Below are 20,675 nucleotides of genomic sequence, written 5' to 3'. Positions count from 1 at the left end.
GGTAAAAAGTGTGCTCGTGAGCGCCCGCACGCCCCGCACGGGACCTGCGTCACGCCGCGGCACCCTGCTCGGTGGCCCGCGCCACAGGAGCCGCGCTCAGGAGGCGAGGTCGGCGATGGCCTTGCGCACCCGCTTGTCGGAGACGGTCTGCCGCGTGCCGAGGGTCTGCGCGAACAGGCTCACCCGCAGCTCCTCGAGCATCCAGTCGATCTCCTGCACGTCCGGGTCGGTGCGTCGCCGTGCGGAGAGCGCGGCGCGGCGCGTGGCCCAGTACTGCTCGAGGTCGCCGATCTGCCAGGCCAGCTGCTCGTCACGTCGCGGGTTCTCCGGCAGCTTCTCCAGGCGCAGCAGATCCGCCTCGAGGTAGCGGCGCAGGTCCGGCAGGCGCTCCGTGCCCGTGCGGCCGATGAATCCCTCGGCCAGCAGGCCGGCGGCGTGCTCGCGGATCTGCGTGAGGTGGGACAGCACCGCCAGCGAGGTGGCGCGGCTCAGCTCCCGCTGGAGCCTCGCGTTCATCGCCAGGGCCGCGGCGGCGTCCTTCACCGCCTGCGCGGCCAGGGCGTCGTGCTCGGCGCGGACCCGCTCCAGCAGCGCCTCGTACTCGGTGCGGCTGCGCACCTGCGCGGCGCCCGCGAGGTGCAGCGTGGCGGCGAGGGAGGCGTCGGCCAGCAGCGCGGAGGTGGAGGCGTAGGAGGAGCCGGAGACGGCGAGCTTGGTGGGATTGGGCAGGGCGTTCAGCACGCCGCCGAGATCCGCGCCGAGGTCACGGTCCAGCAGCGCGATGACTCCCTCGCGGTGCGCGAGGTGCTGCTCGTCGGCGGTGGCGAGGACGGCGAGGTCCACGCGGTCCAGGCGTCCGTCGGCCCCGCGCCGAGCGAGGAGCGCCGGGTAGCCGGTGACCTTCAGCCCGCCGACGGTGGACTCGTGCACCGCGGGCACCCCCTGCGCGGGGAAGCCGGGCAGGTCCCGGCGGGCGAGGTCGTCGGACTGTGCGGAGACCGAGGCGTCGACCCGCTTCTTCAGTCGCTGCCGGAGCGCGAGGAGATCGTCCCCGGCCCCGACCTCACGGCCCGCGTCGTCGACCACCCGGAAGTGCATGCGCAGATGGGCGGGCAGCTTGCCGAGGTCGAACTCGGGTCCGTACAGCGGCAGGTCCTCGGGCACGCCGGGCAGGGCCACGAGCTCGTCGGCGACCGCCTCGAGGAAGACCTCCCCGGCATCCGGGTCGTCGTCGTGGAGCGTCGCCGCGACCGCCTTGGCGCGCTCGGGAGCGGGGACCAGGTGACGGCGGATCGGCTTGGGCAGGGAGCGGATCAGCTCGGTGACCAGCTCCTCCCGCATCCCGGGCACCAGCCAGTCGAAGCCGCGATCGGCTAGGCGGTTCAGCACCGCCAGGGGGATGGTGGCGGTGACGCCGTCGGCGCCCTTCGCCCCCACCTCGCCGAAGGAGTAGCTCAGCGGCAGGGTGATGTCGCCCTGCACCCAGGTGTCGGGGAAGTCGGCCTGGATGGCCTCGCGGGTGCCGTCGTCGGCGACCAGCAGGTCCTGCTCGGTGAGAGTGAGCAGGTCGGGGGTCTCGTGGCGCTGCTTCTTCCACCAGGTGTCGAAGTGGCGGCCGGAGACGACCTCGGCCGGGACGCGCTGGTCGTAGAAGCGGAACAGCTGCTCGTCGGAGACCAGGAGGTCCCGCCGGCGGGTCTTGGCCTCGAGCTCCTCGAGCTGGGCCATCAGGGCGCGGTTGTCGCGGAAGAAGTGGTGGCGGGTGCGCCAGTCCCCCTCGATGAGCGCGTTCTGCACGAAGATCTCCCGCGCGGCCTCGGGGTCGATGCGGCCGTAGCCGACCACGCGGTCCGCGACCAGCGGCACCCCGTAGAGGGTGACCTTCTCGTGCGCCATCGCCGAGGAGCGCTTGGAGGACCAGTGGGGCTCGGAGTGGCTGCGCTTGACGACGTGCGCACCGGTCTCCTCCGCCCAGGCAGGGTCGATCCGAGCGGCGGTGCGTCCCCACAGCCGGGAGGTCTCCACCAGCTCGGCGACCATCACGAAGTCCGGGCGCTTCTTGGCCAGCGCGCTGCCGGGCCACAGCGCGAAGCGGGCACCGCGGGCCCCGGAGTACTCGCGGGTGCGGTCGTCGAGCAGGCCCACGTGGCTGAGCAGCCCGGCCAGCAGGGACTGGTGGATCGCCTGCGGGGAGGCCTCGTTGTCGTTGGTGGACAGGCCGACGTCCTTGGCCATGTCGCGCAGCTGCGTGTGGAGGTCCCACCATTCGCGGATGCGCAGGTAGTGGAGGTGCTCGGCGCGGACCTCGCGGCGGAAGGCGCTCGAGGAGAGGGCCTTGCGCCGGTCCTGGAGGTGGTTCCAGAGGTTCAGGAAGGCCAGGAAGTCGCTGGTCTCGTCCTCGAAGCGCTTGTGCTTCTCCTTGGCCTGCTGCTCCTGACCCAGCGGCCGCTCGCGCGGATCCTGGATCGAGAGGGCGGCGACGATGACGAGCACCTCGCGCAGAGCGCCCAGGCGATCCGCCTCGATGAGCATGCGCGCCATCCGCGGATCCAGCGGGAAGCGGGCCAGGGTGCGGCCCACGCGGGTCAGCCGCCGCCCGCCCGGCTCGCGCGGGGCGTCCTCGATCGCGCCGAGCTCGTCGAGCAGGCGCACCCCGTCGGTGATAGCGCGGGAGGCGGGAGTCTCGACGAAGGGGAAGGACTCCACATCCCCCAGGCCCAGCGAGGTCATCAGCAGGACCACGGAGGCGAGCGAGGTGCGCAGGATCTCCGGCTCGGTGAACTCCGGCCGTCCCTCGAAGTCCTCCTCGGAGAACAGGCGGATCGCGATGCCGGGTGCCGTGCGGCCCGAGCGGCCCGCTCGCTGGTTCGCACTGGCCTGGGAGATCGGCTCGATCGGCAGGCGCTGGACCTTGGTGCGCTGGGAGTAGCGGGAGATGCGGGCCAGTCCCGCATCGATGACGTAGGTGATGCCGGGAACGGTCAGGGAGGTCTCGGCGACGTTCGTGGACAGGATGATGCGGCGGTACGTCCCCGCCGGCGGCGGGGAGAAGATCTTCTGCTGGTCCTGGGCGGAGAGCCGCCCGAACAGCGGCAGCACCTCCACGGGCAGCGCGGCCCTCCCCCGCGTGCCGCGCTGGAGATGGGTGGTGAGCGCCTCGGAGATCTCCCGGATCTCGCGCTCGCCGGGCAGGAAGACGAGCATGTCGCCGGGGCCCTCGGCGGCGAGCTCGTCGACCGCGTCGGTGATGGCCTGGGTGAGATCGCGCTCGATGGAGTGGATGTCCTCGAGCTCGTCCTCGTCGTCGACCTCCGCCTCGAGCACCAGCGGGCGGTAGCGGATCTCCACGGGATAGGTGCGCCCGGAGACCTCGATGATGGGCGCGGGCTCCGTCTCCCCGGAGGGGAGGACGTGCGCGAAGTGCTCGGCGAAGCGCTCGGGGTCGATGGTCGCCGAGGTGATGATGATCTTCAGGTCCGGGCGCTGGGGCAGGATCTGGCGCAGGTAGCCGAGGATGACGTCGATGTTCAGCGAGCGCTCGTGGGCCTCGTCGATGATGATCGCGTCGTAGCGCCGCAGGAGGCGGTCCCGGCCGATCTCCGCCAGCAGGATGCCGTCGGTCATGAGCTTCAGCCGCGTGCCGCGGCTGGTCTCCTTGGTGAAACGGACCTGGAAGCCGACGGTCCCCTCCCCCAGCTTCTCGCCGAGCTCGGAGGCGATGCGCTGGGCGACGGAGCGGGCGGCGATGCGGCGCGGCTGGGTGTGGCCGATGAGCGACCCGCCCTGCCCGTACCCCAGCTCGAGGAGCATCTTGGGGATCTGGGTGGTCTTGCCGGAGCCGGTGGCGCCGGCGATCACGACCACCTGGTGCTCCTCGATCGCCTTCTGGATGTCCTCGCGGCGCTGGGAGACGGGGAGGTCACCGGGGTAGGTGATGCGCGGGCCGGGGGTCGTGGAGGGCGTGGTCATGGCGGACCCACTCTACGTCCCCCTCGCACTCGGGGCTCGTGGATTCCGGCGTGGAGCGTTCACCTGCACACGGCGGTGGCTACGGTAGTCCGATGCTGCCCGAGGGTCTGTCCATGCTGTGGGAGTCCGACGATCCGGAGCTCGCGCTGCGCGATCGCTTCGGCCTCGCGGATCTCGCCGAGGCCGAGCGCTTCGTGCGCACCGTGCTCGCCGAGACCTGGGATCTGCGCGTCGCGTCCCTGCGGCGAGTGGTGATCAGCGATCACAACGCCCTGGCCTGGGTCACGGGCCCCGCGGGAGAGCTTGTCGTGAAGTGGTCGCGGGCGGTGCCATCGTTCCCGACGCTCGAGGCGTCGACGCGCCTGCTCGCGCACCTGGCCGCCCAGGGCATCCCCGTCGCCGCGCCGCTGCCGTCGCGGTCCGGCGAGGTCCGCACCGTGCTCGACGGACCGCGGGGCCCGCTGTCCGTGGCCGTACTGCCCGAGGTCTCCGGCGACTGGCTCGATGTCGCCGATCTCGCTGCGGTGCACGACACCGGGGCGGTGCTCGCCCGCCTCCACGCCGCGCTCGCCGGCGCGCCTCCGGAGCTCCGGGCGGCGCTGACCCCGTCGGCACCGGGGCCGACGGCACCACCGGGGCCGACGTCGGCCCCGGCGCCCGCGGCACGGCGACCCGCGGCGGAGGACCCGTCGGCCCACCTGTCCGCCGTCCTGGGCCGCTGGCTCGCGGAGTCCGACCCGGGCCGCGCACCCGCGGCCTCGCGCCGCCTGTCCGCGCTGCTGGCGGAGGCGCCGAGGCTCCGAGCGCCCGCGCAGCTGGTCCACCACGACATCCGCGCCGCCAACATCCTGATCAGGGATTCCCGGGTGGTGGCCGTGCTGGACCTGGACGAGGTGGAGCCGGCCGTGCGGGTGGACGACCTGGCGCGCGCCTCGACCTATCTGGCCACCCTCTTCCGGGACTGGGGGCCCACTCCCGCCGCCGCCCGCGGCGCGCTGCGGGCGGGCTACGAGACGGTCGCTCCCCTGGACCAGGAGGAGGCGGCGTGGCTCGAGATCCTCACCCTCTGGTACGGGATCATCGCCTTCCCCGCGCACGCGGAGCGGGAGCAGTCCGCTCCGGCGTCCTGAGCCTCGCTGCGGCGCCGGGTGCCCGGCGCCGGGCGCCCGGCGCCGGGCCGCGGCTCAGGCGCGCAGAGCCCGGTGGCCGACGGCGCCCAGCGGATCATCGGCCGGATACGCCGTGACCAGCATCAGGCCCATGCGCACGGCCCAGGCACGGGCCCGTGCCACCAGCGCCTCCCACACCGTGTCCTCCTCGATGCCGGTCCAGGACGCGGCCTCCCGGTAGGTCGCCAGCAGCGGCTGCGCCGGGCCGTGCAGCAGCAGGGCGCCGAGGTCGCTCGCGGGGTCGCCGCGGGTGGTGTCCCCCCAGTCGATGAGCACCGGGGCTCCGCCCACGGTCCGCGGCGGGACCACGACGTTGCCGGGGTGCGGGTCACCGTGCAGCAGCAGGGGCCTGCCCTCCCAGACCTCCGCGTCGAGGCCCTGCTCCCAGCGCTCCCGTGCCCGCCGGTCCTGCTCGATCGGCAGGCCGGCGCGCTCGAGGTCGATCCGGAACGCGTCCTCCCGGGTGGCCAGAGGCACCCCGCGCACCGGATTGGCCGCGATCTCCGGGGCCGGTCCGGAGTGCACCACGGCGAGCATGCGGGCGAGAGCCTGCGCGGTGGCCGATCGCACCTCCGCCGGGACCTCCGCGGCGGTGACCCCGTCGTACCAGGGCACCAGCACGGCGTCCTCCGCCGAGGCCAGCAGCTCGGGGACCCGCATCGGCAGGGACGCCCCGGCGCTGCGCAGCCGGCGCAGCACCGCCGTCTCCCGGTGCAGCAGCGGACGGGCGGCCTCGCGGCGCACAACCCGCAGCACGAGGGCTCGCCCCGCGAGCCGGCCCACCGGCCACAGCACGTTGTCCCAGCCCGCTCCGCGCGGCGTCTTCGCGATCTTCCACTCGACCCTCTCGAGCTCCGCCTCCCGCTCGGGGCGCAGTCGCGCGCACAGCAGTTCGACGCGCGAGAGGTTCACGGTGAGGTCGGAGGGCGGCGGAGCAGGGGCGACGGGCGGGGCCTCGGTCATCCGGCCACGGTAGGCGACCCGGGGACCGCGGGCAACGCACTATCGGCTGTCCTGGACAGGCCGGCCCTGGGCACGAGCCGACCATCCTCACGGCGGCGAGGGCAATCCGAGGCAATCGCCGCAGGTGGCGCTCATCACTCGATACGCTGATCGGCGGATGACTGGACGGCGGCCGCCGTCCTCGGGCGACGCGGCCCGCATCGACACAGGAGGCGCAGATGGCACGTATCGGCATCCAGCTCATGATGCTCAAGGACCACGTCGCGGAGCAGGGGATCACCCCCGTGCTGCAGCGGGTGAAGGAGACCGGCTTCGAGGTCGTGGAGGTCTCGCAGATCCCGATGACCGAGGAGAACGTGGCCGGCATGGAGGCCGCCCGCGAGAGCCTCGGCATCCAGTACGCCGCGATCTCGGCACGGACCTCCGCCCCCGCGGGCGGCGAGGGCATCACGCTGGAGAAGGACTTCGACCTCCACGTCGAGCACGCTCGGCGCCTGGGCACCTCGATGATCCGGATCGGGATGATGCCGCTGGGCGCGCTCGCCTCCACCGAGGCCTTCGACGCCTTCGCCGCGGAGGCCGACGGCTATGCCGTGCGCCTCGCCGAGGAGGGCATCGCGCTGAGCTATCACAACCACCACGTGGAGTTCGCGCGGATCGAGGAGACCACGCTGCTGGAGAGGCTGCGGGAGAAGGCGCCGCACCTGCGGTTCGAGATCGACTGCCACTGGGTGCAGCGCGGCGGGCGTGACCCCGAGCGCACGCTCGCGGCCTTCGACGGGGTGCTCGACCTGGTCCATCTCAAGGACTTCCGGATCACCCTGCCCTCCGCCGAGACCTTCACCGCCATGAGCGAGGGCACCCCGGGCGCCTGGGCGCAGTACTGGACCGCGGACATCGTGCAGTTCGCCGAGGTCGGCTCCGGGACGCTGGACTGGAAGCCCGTGATCGAGCAGGGCATCGCCTCCGGCGCGCAGCACCTGCTCATCGAGCAGGACCAGACCTACGGCCGGGACATCTGGGAGTCGCTGGCGATGAGCCGGGCGCACCTGGTCTCGCTCGGCTACGAGAGCCTCATCACCGCGGCCTGAGGCGGGGAGCGCCCCGGAACAGCGAGAGGCCCCCTCCCCCGCGCCGCGGCGCAGGGAAGGGGGCCTCTCGTGGTGAGTGCAGTGGTGGAGACGGCGGGAATCGAACCCGCGTCCGATAGTGCGGAGCCAGGGCTTCTCCGGGCGCAGTCTGCAATGACGTGTTCTCAGTCCCGACGCTCGTGCAGACACGTCGTCGACGGACTCAGTCACTCTGAGGTGTTCATCCTTCCCCGATGACGAGGGTCGGCAGCAGTGGCTCCTTAGATGATGGAACGATCCGGGTCAGGAGCAATCCCGGGGTTCCAGACTGCTAACGCTGATCAGGCAGCGAGAGCGAAGTCAGTGCGCTTGGGTTCGGCACTTATTGGTTTCCAGAGGACATTAACGAGATGACTCTGGATTCTCGGCCCGCTTCCCCTCGCTGGACAACTACCGTCGAAACCGATCGTCCCCGAGCGTGGGTCAAGCAGCACAGATATCGACGACCCCGCAGGGCCGTCCGTGCACTCACTCTTCTGTTGTCAATCACCCACCGACGAGCGGTCTCCCCCTCGTCGTCGTCCTACTCTACCGCGGCCGGACCACCCACGGAAGCGATTATCTGTCAGCTCACGGCGAAGCCTGCGGCCTCGGGGCCGGCAGCGACCGCCCGGCGGATCCGGTCCGAGGCCCGGTCAGGCGAGCTCGCGCCGGCGCATGGCGCGCTGGGCCTCGCGCAGATCCTGCTTCTCGCGGAGGGTCTGGCGCTTGTCCCACTCCTTCTTGCCGCGGGCCAGTCCGATGACGACCTTCGCGTGGGAGCCCAGGAAGTACATCTCCAGCGGGACGATCGTGTAGCCCTTCTCGCGGGACTTGCTGGCGAGCTTCACGATCTCCTGCTTGTGCAGGAGGAGCTTGCGCTTGCGGCGGGCGGCGTGGTTGGTCCACGTGCCCTTGACGTACGGGGCGATGTGCACGGCGTCCATCCACACCTCTCCCCCCTCGATGAAGCAGTAGCCGTCCACGAGGGAGGCACCGCGGTCGCGCAGGGACTTCACCTCGGTCCCGGACAGCACGATGCCCGCCTCCCAGGTCTGGTCGACGTAGTAGTCGTGCCGGGCCCGCTTGTTCGAGGCGATGAGCCGCTTCTCGGGACCCTCGTCCGCCGCGGACTTCTTCGTGGCGGCCTTCTTCCCCTTCGCGGCCATCGGGTCCCTCCTGTCGTGCGTCGCTGATGCTGGTGCGTCCCGGTCGCCACGTGCGACCGGACATCACAGCGTACGACGAGGTCACCGTCGGAGGCGACCGAATAGTCCCCGGATCACGCCGCCGGGACGGCGCGGCGGGCCGCGCCCGCCCTCAGATGTACGAGGCGGGGTTGACGGCGTTGCCGTCCTCGTGGATCTCGAAGTGGAGATGGCAGCCGGTGGAGGACCCCGTGGTGCCCACCGTGCCCACCGTGCCGCCGGCGGAGACCTGATCGCCCACGGAGACGCTGTAGCTCTGGAGGTGATGGTACGAGCTGGTCATCAGCTTGCCGTTCTGGATGCCGTGGCTGACGATCACCTTGTTGCCGGACCGCCCGCCGTACTGGGCGGAGATCACGCGGCCGGCATGGGTGGACCCCACCGGCACCCCGCAGGCCACCGGGTAGTCCACGCCCGCGTGCAGCTTCCGGGTCCCGTAGATCGGGTGGACGCGCCAGCCGAAGTTCGAGTTCAGCCGCCCGCTGACCGGGGCGACCCAGCCGCCGGCGGAGCTGACCGGGGCCTCCGCCGCCTCGCCGCCACCGCTGCCGCCGTTGCTGCTGCTGCCGCCGGAGGAGTTCTCCTGCTCCTTCTGGCGGGCGGCCTCCTCGCGCTCGCGCTCCTGGCGGGCGAGCTCCTCGATCTCGCCGTCCAGCGTCGAGCTGCGGGTCTCGAGATCCGAGGTGTCCTGCTCGTGCTTCTCCTTCTGCTCCTCGAGATCGTCGCGCTGGATCTGCTGCGTCTCGTAGAGCTCGTCGAGCTCCTCCTTCGCCGTGGCGGCCTCCTCCTCGGCCTCCTGGGTGCGCTCGACGGCCTCCTCGGACTCGACCTTGAGGTCCTTGATCTCCTCGCGGACCGCGCTGAGGCGCTCGGCGGAGTTCTCGGTGACGACCTGGTCCGTGCGCAGCGTGTCCAGCCGCGTCCCCTGGGAGGACATGGTCAGCTGGTAGTTCATCGACCGGTCCACGGCGTCCTGCGGGCTCTCCCCGCCGACGTACACGGTGGAGGGGTTGGGCAGCGCCCCGCCCTTGTAGGCGGCCAGAGCGACCTCGGCGAGCTCGCCGTCGCTGCGGTCCACCTCCTCCTGGCCCTCCTCGACCTCGCCGGAGAGGCGCTCCTCCTCCTCCTGCGCCTCCTCGAGACGCTCGCCGATGATCCGGTCCTCCTCCTGGGCTTCCTCGAGCGCCTCCTGCGCCTCCTCGAGGTCCTCCTGGGCCTCGGGGATCTGCAGCTCGGTCTCGGCGAGGGCGAGGTAGGTGTCGGCCAGCTCCTCGTTGACGTCGTCGAGCTCGATCCGCAGGTCCTCGAGCTGCTGATCGACCTCGTTCCGCTCGGCGATCTTGTCCTCCTTGGAGCCCTCGGCGACGGCCGGGCCGGCCAGCAGGGGCAGGGCCAGGAGGGAGGCGGCGAGCAGGCTGAGGGGACGGCGCAGAGTGTTCCAGGACATGCTCAGACCTTCAGGTAGCGGTTGAGGGAGACCACCGAGGAGGCGATCGAGAGGACGGCTCCCAGGGCGATGAGAATCGGCGCGGCCCAGATCAGGTCATGGGTGCCGACCGTGATGAGCTGCTGGCCGAGGGTCGGTGCCAACCAGCCCTGGACGATGTAGTGCAGCCCCACCCAGAGCATGCCCGAGGCGATGAGGCCGCCGATGATCGCGGCGACCGCCCCCTCGAGCAGGAAGGGCAGGCGGATGAACAGGTTCGAGGCGCCCACCAGGCGCATGATCGCGATCTCGCGCCGACGGTTGGCGACGGACATGCGGATCGTCGTGGCCACCAGCAGCAGGGCGGCGACCAGCATCAGCACCGCGAGTCCGAGCGCGAACAGGGTCGACTGGTTGAGGATGTCGATGAAGGGCGCGAAGGCACTGAGCAGGTCCGTCACCTCGTCCACGCCGTCACGGCCCTGGAAGAACTCGACCACCGCGGCGGAGTCGTCCGCGTTCTCGAGCGTGATGTGGAAGGAGACGGGCATGTCCTCGGCGGTGAAGTTCGAGACGAACCCCTCCCCGGCGAACTGCTCCTGGTAGATCCCCAGCGCCTCCTCCTGGGAGCGCTCGGAGTAGTCGGCGATGTACGGGGAGAGCACGTCCCCCTCGAGGGCCTCGCGCACGGACTCGATCTGCGCGTCGGTCGCCGCCCCGCCTGCGCAGGACGCGGCGGTGGAGTGCGGGGAGCACAGGAAGATCGTCACCTGGGACTGCTCGACCAGGGTCGCCTTCATGTCCATGATCTGCTTCTGCATCACCAGACCGGTGCCGACGAAGGTCAGCGAGACCGCCGTGACGATGATGACCGAGATGACCATGGCGATGTTCCGCCACAGCCCGGTGAAGATCTCACCGAGGATGTACCGCGCCCTCATCGCCGCTCCTCCTCGGGGTCCTCGGCGAAGGGATCCTCGTCCTGCTCGCGCAGCGCCTCCCGCTCGTCGATGAGGTCCTCCTCGAGCACGTCGTCGACGGGCACCTCGCCCGGACGCGGGGTCGCGGAGGAGCCGGCCGCAGGGTCGCCCTCGGCGTCGTGCAGGTCGGTGGCCGCGGTCTCGAAGCGGTCCTCCGTCGCGGAACCGGACGCCGGGGCGCCGTCCTCGAAGGGGCCGTCCTCACGGTGGCGGGAGTCGTCGGGCAGATGGCCGGAGATGACGCTCACCGGGGTCGGGGTCTCATAGTTGCCGGCCTCCTCGTCGCGGACCACGTGGCCGGCGACCATCTCGACAACGCGCCGGCGCATCCGGTCCACGGCCGCCCGGTCGTGGGTGGCCATGACGACGGTGGTGCCGCGCTCGTTGATCTCGGCCAGCAGGTCCAGGATCCCCGAGGCGGTCGAGGGGTCGAGGTTGCCGGTGGGCTCGTCGGCCAGCAGGATCGAGGGGCGGTTGACGTAGGCGCGGGCGATCGCGACACGCTGTTGCTCACCGCCGGAGAGCTCGTGCGGGAGCCGCTTGCCCTTGTCCTCCAGGCCCACCATCTCGAGCATCTCGGGGACCAGCCGACGGACCACCTTGCCCGGGGTGCCGATGACCGCGAGGGCGAACTCGATGTTCTGGTAGGCGGTCTTCGAGGGCAGCAGGCGGAAGTCCTGGAACACCATGCCGATGTCGCGGCGCAGCGAGGGAACCTTCCACGAGGGGATGCGGGAGAGGTCCTTGCCCGCCACGTAGACGGTGCCCCGCGTGGGCGTGACCTCCTTGAGGACCATCCGCATCATGGTGGACTTCCCCGAGCCGGAGGCTCCCACCAGGAACACGAACTCCCCGCGGGAGAATTCGATGTCGAGATTCTCCACGGCGGGGTGCTGGCCGCGCATGTACGTCTTGGTGACGTTGTCGAAACGGATCACTGGTGCCTGTCGGTGCCTGTCGCCTGTGGGGGAACGCGTGCCGTTCCAGGGTAGGGGTGAGGGGTCGCTCTCCGCCGCCGCGCAGGTCACCATCTGGGTCAAAACCTGGTCAAGGGTCGGTGCGGATCGTGCTGGGCACGCCCGGGCGACCGTCGCGGGACGGCCGGACGGGCGACCGGAGCGACGACCGATCAGGGGCGGCGCCGGTCGCGGCGCCGGACGTGGTCAGTCGGTGAGCTTGCCCTGCTCGGCGCGCCAGCGGATGCCGGCGTCGATGAAGCCGTCGATCTCGCCGTCGAAGACGGTGGAGGGGTTGCCCTCCTGGTGGTCGGTGCGCAGGTCCTTGACCATCTGGTACGGGTTCAGGACGTAGGAGCGCATCTGGTCGCCCCAGCTGGCCTTGACGTCGCCGGCGAGCTCCTTGCGCTCGGCGGCCTCCTCGGCCTTCTTCAGCAGCAGCAGGCGCGACTGCATGACGCGCAGCGCCGCGGCACGGTTCTGGATCTGCGACTTCTCGTCCTGCATGGACACGACGGTGCCGGTGGGCAGGTGGGTCATGCGCACGGCGGAGTCCGTGGTGTTCACGGACTGGCCGCCCGGGCCGGAGGAGCGGAAGACGTCGATCTTCAGCTCGTTCTCGGGGATCTCGACGTGGTCGGTGGACTCGATGAGCGGGATCACCTCGACCGCCGCGAAGGACGTCTGGCGGCGGCCCTGGTTGTCGAAGGGGCTGATCCGCACCAGGCGGTGGGTGCCGCCCTCGACGGACAGGGTGCCGTAGGCGAAGGGGGCGGAGACCTCGAAGGTGACGGACTTCAGCCCCGCCTCCTCCGCGTAGGAGGTGTCCATGACCTTGGTGGCGTAGCCGTGGCGCTCGGCCCAGCGCAGGTACATCCGCAGCAGCATCTCGGAGAAGTCCGCGGCGTCCACGCCGCCGGCTCCGGCGCGGATGGTCACCACGGCGTCGCGCTCGTCGTACTCACCGGCCAGCAGGGTGCGCACCTCGAGCTCGTCGAGGGTGCGGTGGATGGAGACCAGCTCGTTCTCCGCCTCGGTGAGGGTGTCGGCGTCGTTCTCCTCGGCGGCGAGCTCGACCATCACCTCGATGTCCTCGATGCGCTGGCTGAGCTCGCTGATGCGGCGCCGCTCGGACTGCGCATGGGACAGGGCCGAGGAGACCTTCTGCGCATTGTCGACGTCGTCCCAGAGGTCCTGCGCGGAGGCCTGCTTCTCGAGGTCCGCGATCTTCGCGTCGAGCGCGTCGATGTCCGTCACCTGCTCGATGGAGTTCAGGGTCGAGCGGAGCCGGGGGATCTCTTCGGAGAAGTCGATGGAAGCCACGAGGGAAGAGTCTACGGCAGTGCCGCTGTGCATGCCGGGGCGGTCACGGCGGCGGCGGGGTCGGAGCCGCTCACCGCGGCCGTGTGGGCGGGTCCTCGCCCTCGGCGTCGGCCCACCGCCCCAGCTCGCGTCCCACCTCGACCAGCAGTTCCCGCCCCTCGGCGAGCGCTCTCTGTGAGGAGCCGGCCCGGGAGGTGAGATCCCACGCCCGGGCGATCCCCGCCGCGGCGAGCTGCGCCTCGCTGAGGGTGACCGCGCCGGCGACGGCCGCGACGCTCAGGCCGCGCTGCTGGGCGCGGCGGGCGACCTCCGCCGGGCCCTTGCCGTGGAGGGTCTGCGCATCGAGCTTCCCCTCCCCGGTGACGACCAGGTCCGCCTGCTCGAGCAGGGCGTCGACGCCGACGATCTCGAAGACCGCATCGGCGCCCGAGCGCTCGGCGGCGCCCAGCAGGGACAGGGCGAAGCCGGTGCCGCCCGCCGCCCCGGCCCCGGGCCGGTCGCGGTGGCGCCCGGAGGGATCCAGGAGCTCGGCGGCGCGGGCGAGGACCGCATCGGCCGCGGGGACGTCCTCGGGGGCGATGCCCTTCTGCGGGCCGTAGACGGCGGCGGCGCCCTCGGTGCCGAGCAGCGGGTTCGTGACGTCGTTCGCGGCGACGAGGGTGACGCCCTCGAGCGCGGCGAGCGCGGGGGCCAGGTCCACGGAGGCCAGCTCCTCCAGGCCCTCCAGCCCGGGGCCGATCTCCCCTCCCCTGCCGTCCAGCAGACGGGCACCGAGGCCCTGCAGCAGGCCCGTGCCGGCATCGGTCGAGGAGCTGCCGCCGAGGCCCACCACGACGGTGCGGGCGCCGCCCCCGGCCGCGGCGGCGATCAGCTCACCTAGCCCGCGGGTGGAGGCGGTGCGCGGGTGGAGGGCCCCGCCGGGCAGGGCGTGGAGCCCCACGGCCTCGGCGAGCTCGAGCACGGCGGTGCCCTCGCCGAGGGCCCAGCGGGCGCTGCGCGGCTGCCCCGTCGGCCCGGTGATCAGCGTGACCATCTCCCGGGAGCCGGCGGCGATCGCCGCGTCGACGGTGCCGTCGCCGCCATCGGCGATCGGGCAGGCGAGCACGCGCGTGCGCGGGGAGGTCTCGGCGATCCCCTGCCGCAGCGCCTCGACCACCTCGGCGGCACGGAGCGTGCCCTTGAACTTGTCGGGGGCGAGCAGCACGGTGCGGGGCGGGGGCTGCGGGTCCGCAGCGGGTGACGGGGTCGTCGGCGTCATCGGGAACGAGCCTCTCCATGGACGGTCAGGGGGACGGACAGCCCCGTCCCCCGGGTGAACCACCCTGCCAGGGGCGGGTGGGTGGTGGCGGTGAGGACCACGTGGACGGTGCCGTCGGGGTCCACCCGCACCTCGCCGAGCCCGAGATCCTCCGTGCTGGTGGAGTCCAGGGGGTAGCGACGCAGGTGCTCCTCGGCGGCCTCACGCGCGGAGTCTGCGTGGATCGCCGCGCCGCCCTCCGTGTACACCCGAGCCGGGTCCACGGCCTGCGAGGCGGCCAGCGCGGCGCTGTCCGCGGCGTGCTGGAGAGCGGTGCGTTCGAGGTGGACGCCCGTGATCGCGGTCCCCACGCCGACCACCATGAGGATCACCACGAGCACCCCCGTGGTCAGGATCGTCATCGAGCCGCGGGCCTCGGCGAGGCGCGCACGCAGCGTCGCCCCGGCCGGCCCGCCGGTCCGCGTCGCGGGAGTCATAGATCCTCCCGGTAGAGGTCGACGGGGACCGCGTGGGAGGCGCCGACGGCCACCGGCCCGGCCCCTCCGAGGATCGGGCCGAGGCCCGGCACGGGCACGGCGACCTCCACCTGCGCGGTGACCGTCCCGCCGGAGGTGGCGCAGGGATCGTCGCTGCAGCTGACCTGCGCCACGTCCTGGGCGGGGAGCCCGTGGTCCTCGAGCACCATGGCCGAGTGCCGCGCGGCGCGTTCGGCGGCGCGCCCCGGGTCCGGCTCGGTCGCGTGGATCCTCGCCACGTCCCGCGAGATGGTGTCGGCGGCGAAGACCGCTGCCTGCACGTTCCCCAGGGTGAGCACGAGATACAGGGACGGGATGAGCAGCGCCGCGGACAGCACCACGAACTCCACGAGGGCATTGCCGTCCTCCGCAGCCAGGGAACCCGGTCCGCGCGCCGTCTCAGCGGCGGACCACGGGGCGCCGCGCAGATGGCGCGGCGCGAGGCGGAGAGGCACCGCCTCCCGGCGGTGCACGCGCTTCACCACGACTCCTCGTCGAGAGCCCGGCCCTCGACGCTCATCACCCCGGAGGGCCCCAGCAGGCCCACCAGGGGGAGGGTCGCGGTGACGCGGACGCGGATCGTGCCGTCCTCGTCCTCGACGGCGGTGGCGTCCGCCGCCAGGCCGTCCCCGAAGCGCTCGCCGATGAGCTGCTCGGCGCGCGAGGCGCCGTCCTGCGGGGACGAGCCGACCAGCGCGGCGTGATGGGCACCCTGCACCGCGGCGTCGACCAGGGTGTTGCGGGTATGGACGATGAGCGCCGCCTGCACCACCATCAGTCCGATCATGACGATCAGCACCGCGACCATCGGGAACTCGGCGACGGCGGAGCCGCGCTCCGAGCGCAGGCGCCGCGCCCAACTCCGCCATGATCGGGCACGCTGCGCCCCGTCGCCGCGGACTGCGGCGCCGAAGTGGGAGCGCTCGGGCGTGCTCATGGTGCGCCAGTTCGGGACGGCGGGCGGCTCAGAGGCTGCCGCCGAGGAAGGGCGCCATCGCGTTCTGGAAGATCTGCACGATCTGCTCCGAGGCGACGGCCCACAGTGCGACGACGATTCCTGCCGTCATCAAGGTGATGAGCACCCATCCCGGCACGTCCCCCTGATCGGAACCCATGCGCTCGAGGAGGCGCGCGGTGAGCGTGCGCCGCGCCTCCCGGGCGGTCCGGGGAGGAGCCCCGGGACGGGAGCGGAGCGGACGGCGGTGGAGTCGGTGTCGGTGGACGGTCATGTCGGCCTCCTCGGCAGATGATCCCGGGTCGTTCCCGGGGATGGTGGGCACGGTGTCGGTGGAACGGGAATGAGGTACGGCGGTCAGAGGGAGATCTCCAGGACGGCGAGGCCGGGGAAGATCGCGAACACGATGACCAGTGGCAGGACGAAGAACACGACGGGGACGAGCATGAGGATCTCCCGCTGTCCGGCGATCTCCATGAGCTCGCGTTTGGAGGTCTCGCGCGCGTCCTGCGCCTGGGCGCGGAGCACGTCGGCCAGCGGGGTGCCGCGCTCGATGGCGATCGCGACCCCCTCGGAGAAGCGCCCCAGGGAATCCAGCGGCGTGCGGGCCCCCAGGGAGATCAGCGCCTGGGAGATGCTGGTGCCCGACCGGATGTCCGCGACCGTCGCGGCGAACTCCTCGGGCAGCGCGCCGTGGGATGTGCGGGCCACGCGCTCCATCGCGGCGATCGGGCTCTCGCCGGCGGCGACGGCGAGGGCGAGCAGATCGGCCACGGTGGGGAACTCCCGCGCCATGCGCGCGGCCCGACGGGTGATCTCCACTCCCAGCAGGTAGTCGCGCAGCAGCACCCCGAGCAGGGCGCCGAGCACCACGATCAGCAGGCCGAGGAGCGGGCTGGCCCCTCGGGTCCCGATCACGGCCAGGGCGACGGCGATGCCGACGACCGTGCCGGCCGCCCCGAGGATGACCTGTTCGATGCGGAAGGAGTCGGTGGAGGTGCGCCGGCCGGCCAGGCGGAGACGTCGCTCGAGCTGGTCCTGCCCGCCGGTGAGCCGCTCGAGCAGCCCGAGGATCCGGTGCGCGACCGGGCCCATGAGGTTCTCGAGCACGATCCGGGCACGGCTGGTGGACCGGGGAGCGGCGAAGAGGGAGTCGCTCGGCGAGCGCCGCAGGTACGGGTCCACCCGTCCGGCCAGGTCCCGTGCGCGGAGCCAGGGCAGTCGGCCCGCGAGCAGGGCGAGACCGGTTCCCAGCAGGAGGCCGATCACCGCTCCCGCCAGCACCGCCGAGGACCCGGTCATCGCAGCACCCGCTCGTCCTGCGGCAGCCGTGCGATCAGAAGCATCACGCGGTAGGCGATCAGAGAGACGGCCGCGCCGACGACGATCAGCAGCAGGCCGGTCGCGGAATCGTAGGCCTGCGCCGCCTCCGGCCTGGTGGCCATCAATGCCAGCACGATCCAGGGCGCAGCCAGGGCCAGGCGCGCCGCGTTGACGGTCCACGACTGGCGCGCCTCCAGCTCCGACCGGGTCCGGGCGTCCTCGCGGAGGAAGGCGGCCAGTGTGCGCAGCAGCCCGCCCAGATCGGTGCCGCCCACGTCGCGGGTGATCCGCAGCGCCTCCACGATGCGGTCGCCGACCGGATCGGCCAGCCGCACCTTCAGGCGGTCCAGGCATCGGGCGAAGTCGCCGCTGGCCTGGTAGTCGAGGGCGAACTCCGTGAAGGCCGGGCGGAGCTCCTCCGGCCCCTTGCGGCTGAGCTGCACGAGGGCCTCGGGCAGGGACAGCCCCGCGCGGATCGCGGAGTTGACGTGGTCCACCGCCTCCGGCCAGACCTCGCGCAGGGCGGTGGCGCGCCGTCGCGCCGCGGAGCGGAGCACGAGGACCGGCAGCACCGAGGCGACGGCTCCGATGGTCAGCGAAGGGACCACGGCGCTCGAGGCGGCCCACAGCGCCGCGGCGATCACCAGCCCCATCCCGGCGCTGAGGGCCGGGACGGCGGCCGGGGGCACGGTGCCCAGGCCCACGGTGATGAGGTCGTCCCGCAGCTGCTCCCGGATCCGCCCGATCGGGCCGCGCCGCGGAGCGGTGCCGTCCTGCTCCCACATCGACCACCAGATCGAGAGCAGGCCGAGGCCCGCGACGAGCCCCAGGAACGCGCCGTCGCTCATGCCGCCACGGCCTGACCGAGCAGGCCCACCAGGTCGTGCCCCGCCCGCGCGAAGCGCTCGGGATGCGGCGGGTGTCCGTCGCCGCGCACCAGCCGGTCGCCCTGCAGGGCGAAGATCTCCGAGATCTCGATGACCTCGTCCTCCACGCGACCGCTCAGACCCGCGATCTCCCGCACCCGGCGCCGACCGTCGGCCAGCATGTCCAGATGGACCACGAGGTCGATCGCACCGGCGACCGTGGGGACCACGAAGCGGCTGCTCACGTTCTCCCCGGCCAGCAGCGGCAGGGTGCACAGCTTCGTCACGGCGTCGCGCGCGGAGTTGGCATGGATCGAGGCCATGCCGGGCAGGCCGCTGTTGAGCGCGATGAGCATGTCGAGGCTCTCCGCCTCGCGGACCTCCCCGACGATCACCCGGCTGGGGCGCATCCGCAGCGCCTCCTTCACCAGGCGGCGCATCGTGATCTCGCCGGTGCCCTCGAGGTTCGCCTGTCTGGTCTGCATGGCGACCACGTCGCGCAGGGCGAGGTTGAGCTCGAAGACCTCCTCGATGGTGACCACCCGCTCGCGGGGCCCGACCGACTGCGCGAGGCAGCGCAGGAAGGTGGTCTTCCCCGCGCCGGTCGCCCCGCTGCAGACCACGTTGAGGCCGGCGTCGACCGCGGCATCGAGGAAGTCCGCCGCCTGCTGCGTGAGCGATCCCAGCGCGACCAGCCCGCGGAGGTCATGGGCGGTGGCGACGAACTTGCGGATGTTCACGGCCCAGTGCGCACGGGTCACGCTGGGGATCACCACGTGCAGCCGCGACCCCTCCGGGAGCAGGGCGTCGACGAAGGGCGTGCTCATGTCGAGGCGACGCCCGCTGCTGACCAGCATCCGCTCGACGATCCCGCGGACCTCGTCATCGGTGAGCACGATGGTGGTCAGCTCGCTGCGTCCGTTGCGGGCGCAGAAGACCTGTGAGGGCGAGTTCAGCCAGATCTCCTCGATGCTCGGATCGTCGAGCATCTCCTGGAGCGGGCCGAAGCCGCCGATCCGCGCGCCGACCTCGGCGACCATCGCGTCGTCGTCCTCGCGCAGGGCGGGCACCTCCCCGGAGGCGGAGCGTCGGTCGTAGTCGGCCACCACCTCGCGGATCAGCGGCTCGAGCTGGTCGGCGTGCACGTCGAGCCCCCGCCGCCGGATCAGCTCCCGCGATTCGCTCTCGATGATGGTGGCGGCGTCCATCCGTCCCCTCTTCCCGGCCCCTGACCGACCGGTCACCTCGTCGTCCTGTCGGTGATGCAGCTCGCATCACGGAGGTCACTGTAAGCGGATTCCGAGACGACCGTCCGCGACGTTCAGAGATTGTGGACAACTCTCCCGGCCCCCTCCCATGACAGGATGAGCGGGGCACCCGTCCTCGAGTTCGTCCCGACCCAGGAGCTCCCCATGGCCGACTCCTCCTCCGCGACCTCCCCGTCCCGGCCGCGCCTTTCCGCCGCGACGACGAAGTACATGCTCAAGCGCACCCTCGCGGAGTTCCTCCGCGACGGCGGCATGGACCAGGCCGCGAAGCTCACCTACTACATGGTGCTGTCGATCGCGCCCACCCTGCTGGCCCTGTTCTCCCTGGTGACCCTGCTGCTGCAGGGCATCAAGGACGAGATCGCCGCACTCATCGAGGAGGCGGTCTCCTCCGGCGCGGAGGGCAGCGGGACGAACATGGGCAGCGCCGTGGACTCGACCCTCGATGCGGTGATGGGCTCCACCACCGGCGGCACCATCGCCCTGATCATCGGTATCGCAACAGCCCTGTGGTCGGCCTCCGCCTACATCAAGGCCTTCGGGCGCGCGGCCAACACGATCTACGAGGTGCCCGAGGGGCGCGGGGCGCTGCGGATGACCGGCACCATGCTCGCGCTGACCGTGGCCCTCATCGTCGGGATCCTGGTGGTGCTGATCTCGATCCTGCTGAACCAGTCGATCGTGGAGGGGCTGCTGGGCCCGATCGCCGCCACGCTCGGCACGCAGGACACGCTGACCTTCCTCACCGAGAGCTTCCTGCCGCTGTGGGCGTGGCTGAAGTGGCCGGTGATCCTCGTGTTCGCCTTCGCCCTGATCTCGCTGCTGTACTGGGGCGCGCCGAACCTCGAGCGGCCCTACCGCTTCATCTCCCCCGGCGGCGTCTTCGCCATCCTCGGCATCGCGCTGGCCGCCGTCGGCCTCTCGGTGTACATGAGCACGATCGCCGGCTACTCCAGCTACGGCGCCATCGGCGGTCTCATGGCGGTGCTCTTCGCGCTGTGGGTGGTCAACCTCGTGATCGTCCTGGGCGCCGAGGTCGATGCGGAGTTCGAGCGGGCCCGCGAGCTCGAGTCCGGCAAGCCCGCCGAGGAGTCCCTGGCCCTGCCGCTGCGGGACTCCTCCGGGGTCGAGAAGGCCGAGGCGAAGCATCAGGCGCTCGTCGACCGGGGCCGCGACATCCGGCTGCGCAACCTGCACCATGACGGGAGCGCCTACACCGCCGAGGGCGCCCGGCTCACCCCGCGCCACGGGGTGCCCGTCGTCCCCGACGACGGCGAGGCCGAGGCCGAGGCCGAGCAGAGCACCGGCAGCGCCGAGAGCCCCGGCAGCCCCGAGCGCGCCGAGACGGCGACGGGCCGGTTCCGCCGCCGGTCCCGGAGGTCCTGAG

The 20,675-nt window shown here is 72.0% G+C and carries 18 protein-coding genes and 1 other RNA gene; 3 read left to right on the top strand and 16 right to left on the bottom strand.

Annotation, left to right across the window (positions count from 1 at the left end; genetic code table 11):
• Nucleotides 1-96: 96 nt before the first annotated feature.
• A complete protein-coding gene (gene hrpA, locus CXH06_RS14440) occupies nt 97-3,969 on the bottom strand; it encodes an ATP-dependent RNA helicase HrpA (protein WP_114855904.1) in 3,873 nt (1,290 codons plus the stop codon).
• Between the two features lie 92 nt (nt 3,970-4,061).
• Here hrpA and CXH06_RS14435 point away from each other — a divergent pair, with 92 nt between their 5' ends.
• Nucleotides 4,062-5,099, top strand: a complete 1,038-nt coding sequence (locus CXH06_RS14435; protein ID WP_114855903.1) for a phosphotransferase enzyme family protein — start codon at nt 4,062-4,064, stop codon at nt 5,097-5,099.
• A 54-nt stretch (nt 5,100-5,153) separates the two neighbouring features.
• On the opposite strand, the gene CXH06_RS14430 is transcribed toward CXH06_RS14435, so the two are convergent.
• The gene (locus CXH06_RS14430; RefSeq protein ID WP_114855902.1) at nt 5,154-6,101 is read right to left on the bottom strand and encodes a phosphotransferase; all 948 of its coding nucleotides are present in this window, start codon (nt 6,099-6,101) and stop codon (nt 5,154-5,156) included.
• A gap of 218 nt (nt 6,102-6,319) precedes the next feature.
• Between CXH06_RS14430 and CXH06_RS14425 the strand changes: the two genes are divergently transcribed.
• Entirely contained in the window at nt 6,320-7,192 is an 873-nt protein-coding gene (locus tag CXH06_RS14425; RefSeq protein ID WP_114855901.1) for a sugar phosphate isomerase/epimerase, read from the top strand.
• Between the two features lie 82 nt (nt 7,193-7,274).
• Here the strand turns inward: CXH06_RS14425 and ssrA are convergent.
• The 14 genes from ssrA to CXH06_RS14355 form a co-directional block, all read right to left on the bottom strand.
• Nucleotides 7,275-7,645, bottom strand: a transfer-messenger RNA (tmRNA) gene (gene ssrA, locus CXH06_RS14420).
• 221 nt (nt 7,646-7,866) lie between these two features.
• Nucleotides 7,867-8,379, bottom strand: a complete 513-nt coding sequence (gene smpB, locus CXH06_RS14415) for an SsrA-binding protein SmpB (RefSeq protein WP_114855900.1) — start codon at nt 8,377-8,379, stop codon at nt 7,867-7,869.
• Between the two features lie 151 nt (nt 8,380-8,530).
• Complete coding sequence (locus tag CXH06_RS14410; RefSeq protein ID WP_114855899.1) at nt 8,531-9,865, bottom strand: M23 family metallopeptidase; 1,335 nt, start codon at nt 9,863-9,865, stop codon at nt 8,531-8,533.
• 2 nt (nt 9,866-9,867) lie between these two features.
• The gene (gene ftsX, locus CXH06_RS14405) at nt 9,868-10,785 is read right to left on the bottom strand and encodes a permease-like cell division protein FtsX (protein WP_114855898.1); all 918 of its coding nucleotides are present in this window, start codon (nt 10,783-10,785) and stop codon (nt 9,868-9,870) included.
• Complete coding sequence (ftsE, locus tag CXH06_RS14400; RefSeq protein ID WP_114855897.1) at nt 10,782-11,762, bottom strand: cell division ATP-binding protein FtsE; 981 nt, start codon at nt 11,760-11,762, stop codon at nt 10,782-10,784. The genes ftsX and ftsE overlap by 4 nt, the downstream gene beginning before the upstream one ends.
• A gap of 225 nt (nt 11,763-11,987) precedes the next feature.
• Nucleotides 11,988-13,103: a peptide chain release factor 2 gene (prfB, locus tag CXH06_RS14395; protein ID WP_114855896.1), complete on the bottom strand. Its 1,116-nt coding sequence runs from the start codon at nt 13,101-13,103 to the stop codon at nt 11,988-11,990.
• A 70-nt stretch (nt 13,104-13,173) separates the two neighbouring features.
• Nucleotides 13,174-14,361 (bottom strand): glycerate kinase, encoded by a 1,188-nt coding sequence (locus CXH06_RS14390; RefSeq protein WP_114855895.1) that lies wholly within the window; start codon nt 14,359-14,361, stop codon nt 13,174-13,176.
• Nucleotides 14,358-14,837 carry a pilus assembly protein TadG-related protein gene (locus tag CXH06_RS14385; protein ID WP_114855894.1) on the bottom strand — a complete coding sequence of 160 codons (480 nt, stop codon included), beginning with the start codon at nt 14,835-14,837 and terminating at the stop codon, nt 14,358-14,360. The genes CXH06_RS14390 and CXH06_RS14385 overlap by 4 nt, the downstream gene beginning before the upstream one ends.
• A complete protein-coding gene (locus CXH06_RS14380; RefSeq protein WP_232820376.1) occupies nt 14,834-15,358 on the bottom strand; it encodes a hypothetical protein in 525 nt (174 codons plus the stop codon). Before CXH06_RS14380 ends, CXH06_RS14385 begins: the two co-directional genes overlap by 4 nt.
• The gene (locus tag CXH06_RS14375; protein ID WP_114855893.1) at nt 15,355-15,813 is read right to left on the bottom strand and encodes a TadE/TadG family type IV pilus assembly protein; all 459 of its coding nucleotides are present in this window, start codon (nt 15,811-15,813) and stop codon (nt 15,355-15,357) included. Before CXH06_RS14375 ends, CXH06_RS14380 begins: the two co-directional genes overlap by 4 nt.
• Nucleotides 15,814-15,841: 28 nt before the next feature.
• Nucleotides 15,842-16,105, bottom strand: a complete 264-nt coding sequence (locus tag CXH06_RS14370; protein WP_114855892.1) for a hypothetical protein — start codon at nt 16,103-16,105, stop codon at nt 15,842-15,844.
• A gap of 83 nt (nt 16,106-16,188) precedes the next feature.
• Entirely contained in the window at nt 16,189-17,133 is a 945-nt protein-coding gene (locus CXH06_RS14365; protein WP_114855891.1) for a type II secretion system F family protein, read from the bottom strand.
• Entirely contained in the window at nt 17,130-18,002 is an 873-nt protein-coding gene (locus CXH06_RS14360; RefSeq protein ID WP_114855890.1) for a type II secretion system F family protein, read from the bottom strand. The genes CXH06_RS14365 and CXH06_RS14360 overlap by 4 nt, the downstream gene beginning before the upstream one ends.
• Entirely contained in the window at nt 17,999-19,228 is a 1,230-nt protein-coding gene (locus tag CXH06_RS14355) for a CpaF family protein (RefSeq protein ID WP_114855889.1), read from the bottom strand. Before CXH06_RS14355 ends, CXH06_RS14360 begins: the two co-directional genes overlap by 4 nt.
• 156 nt (nt 19,229-19,384) lie before the next feature.
• Here CXH06_RS14355 and CXH06_RS14350 point away from each other — a divergent pair, with 156 nt between their 5' ends.
• Nucleotides 19,385-20,674, top strand: coding sequence for a YihY/virulence factor BrkB family protein (locus CXH06_RS14350; RefSeq protein WP_232820375.1), 1,290 nt, complete (start codon nt 19,385-19,387; stop codon nt 20,672-20,674).
• Nucleotide 20,675: the final 1 nt, after the last annotated feature.

This window comes from Brachybacterium sp. YJGR34, from assembly GCF_003347015.1.
Taxonomy (GTDB): Bacteria; Actinomycetota; Actinomycetes; order Actinomycetales; family Dermabacteraceae; genus Brachybacterium.
The sequence above is the reverse complement of the archived record's forward strand: the minus strand, read 5'-3'. Positions and strand labels throughout refer to the sequence as shown.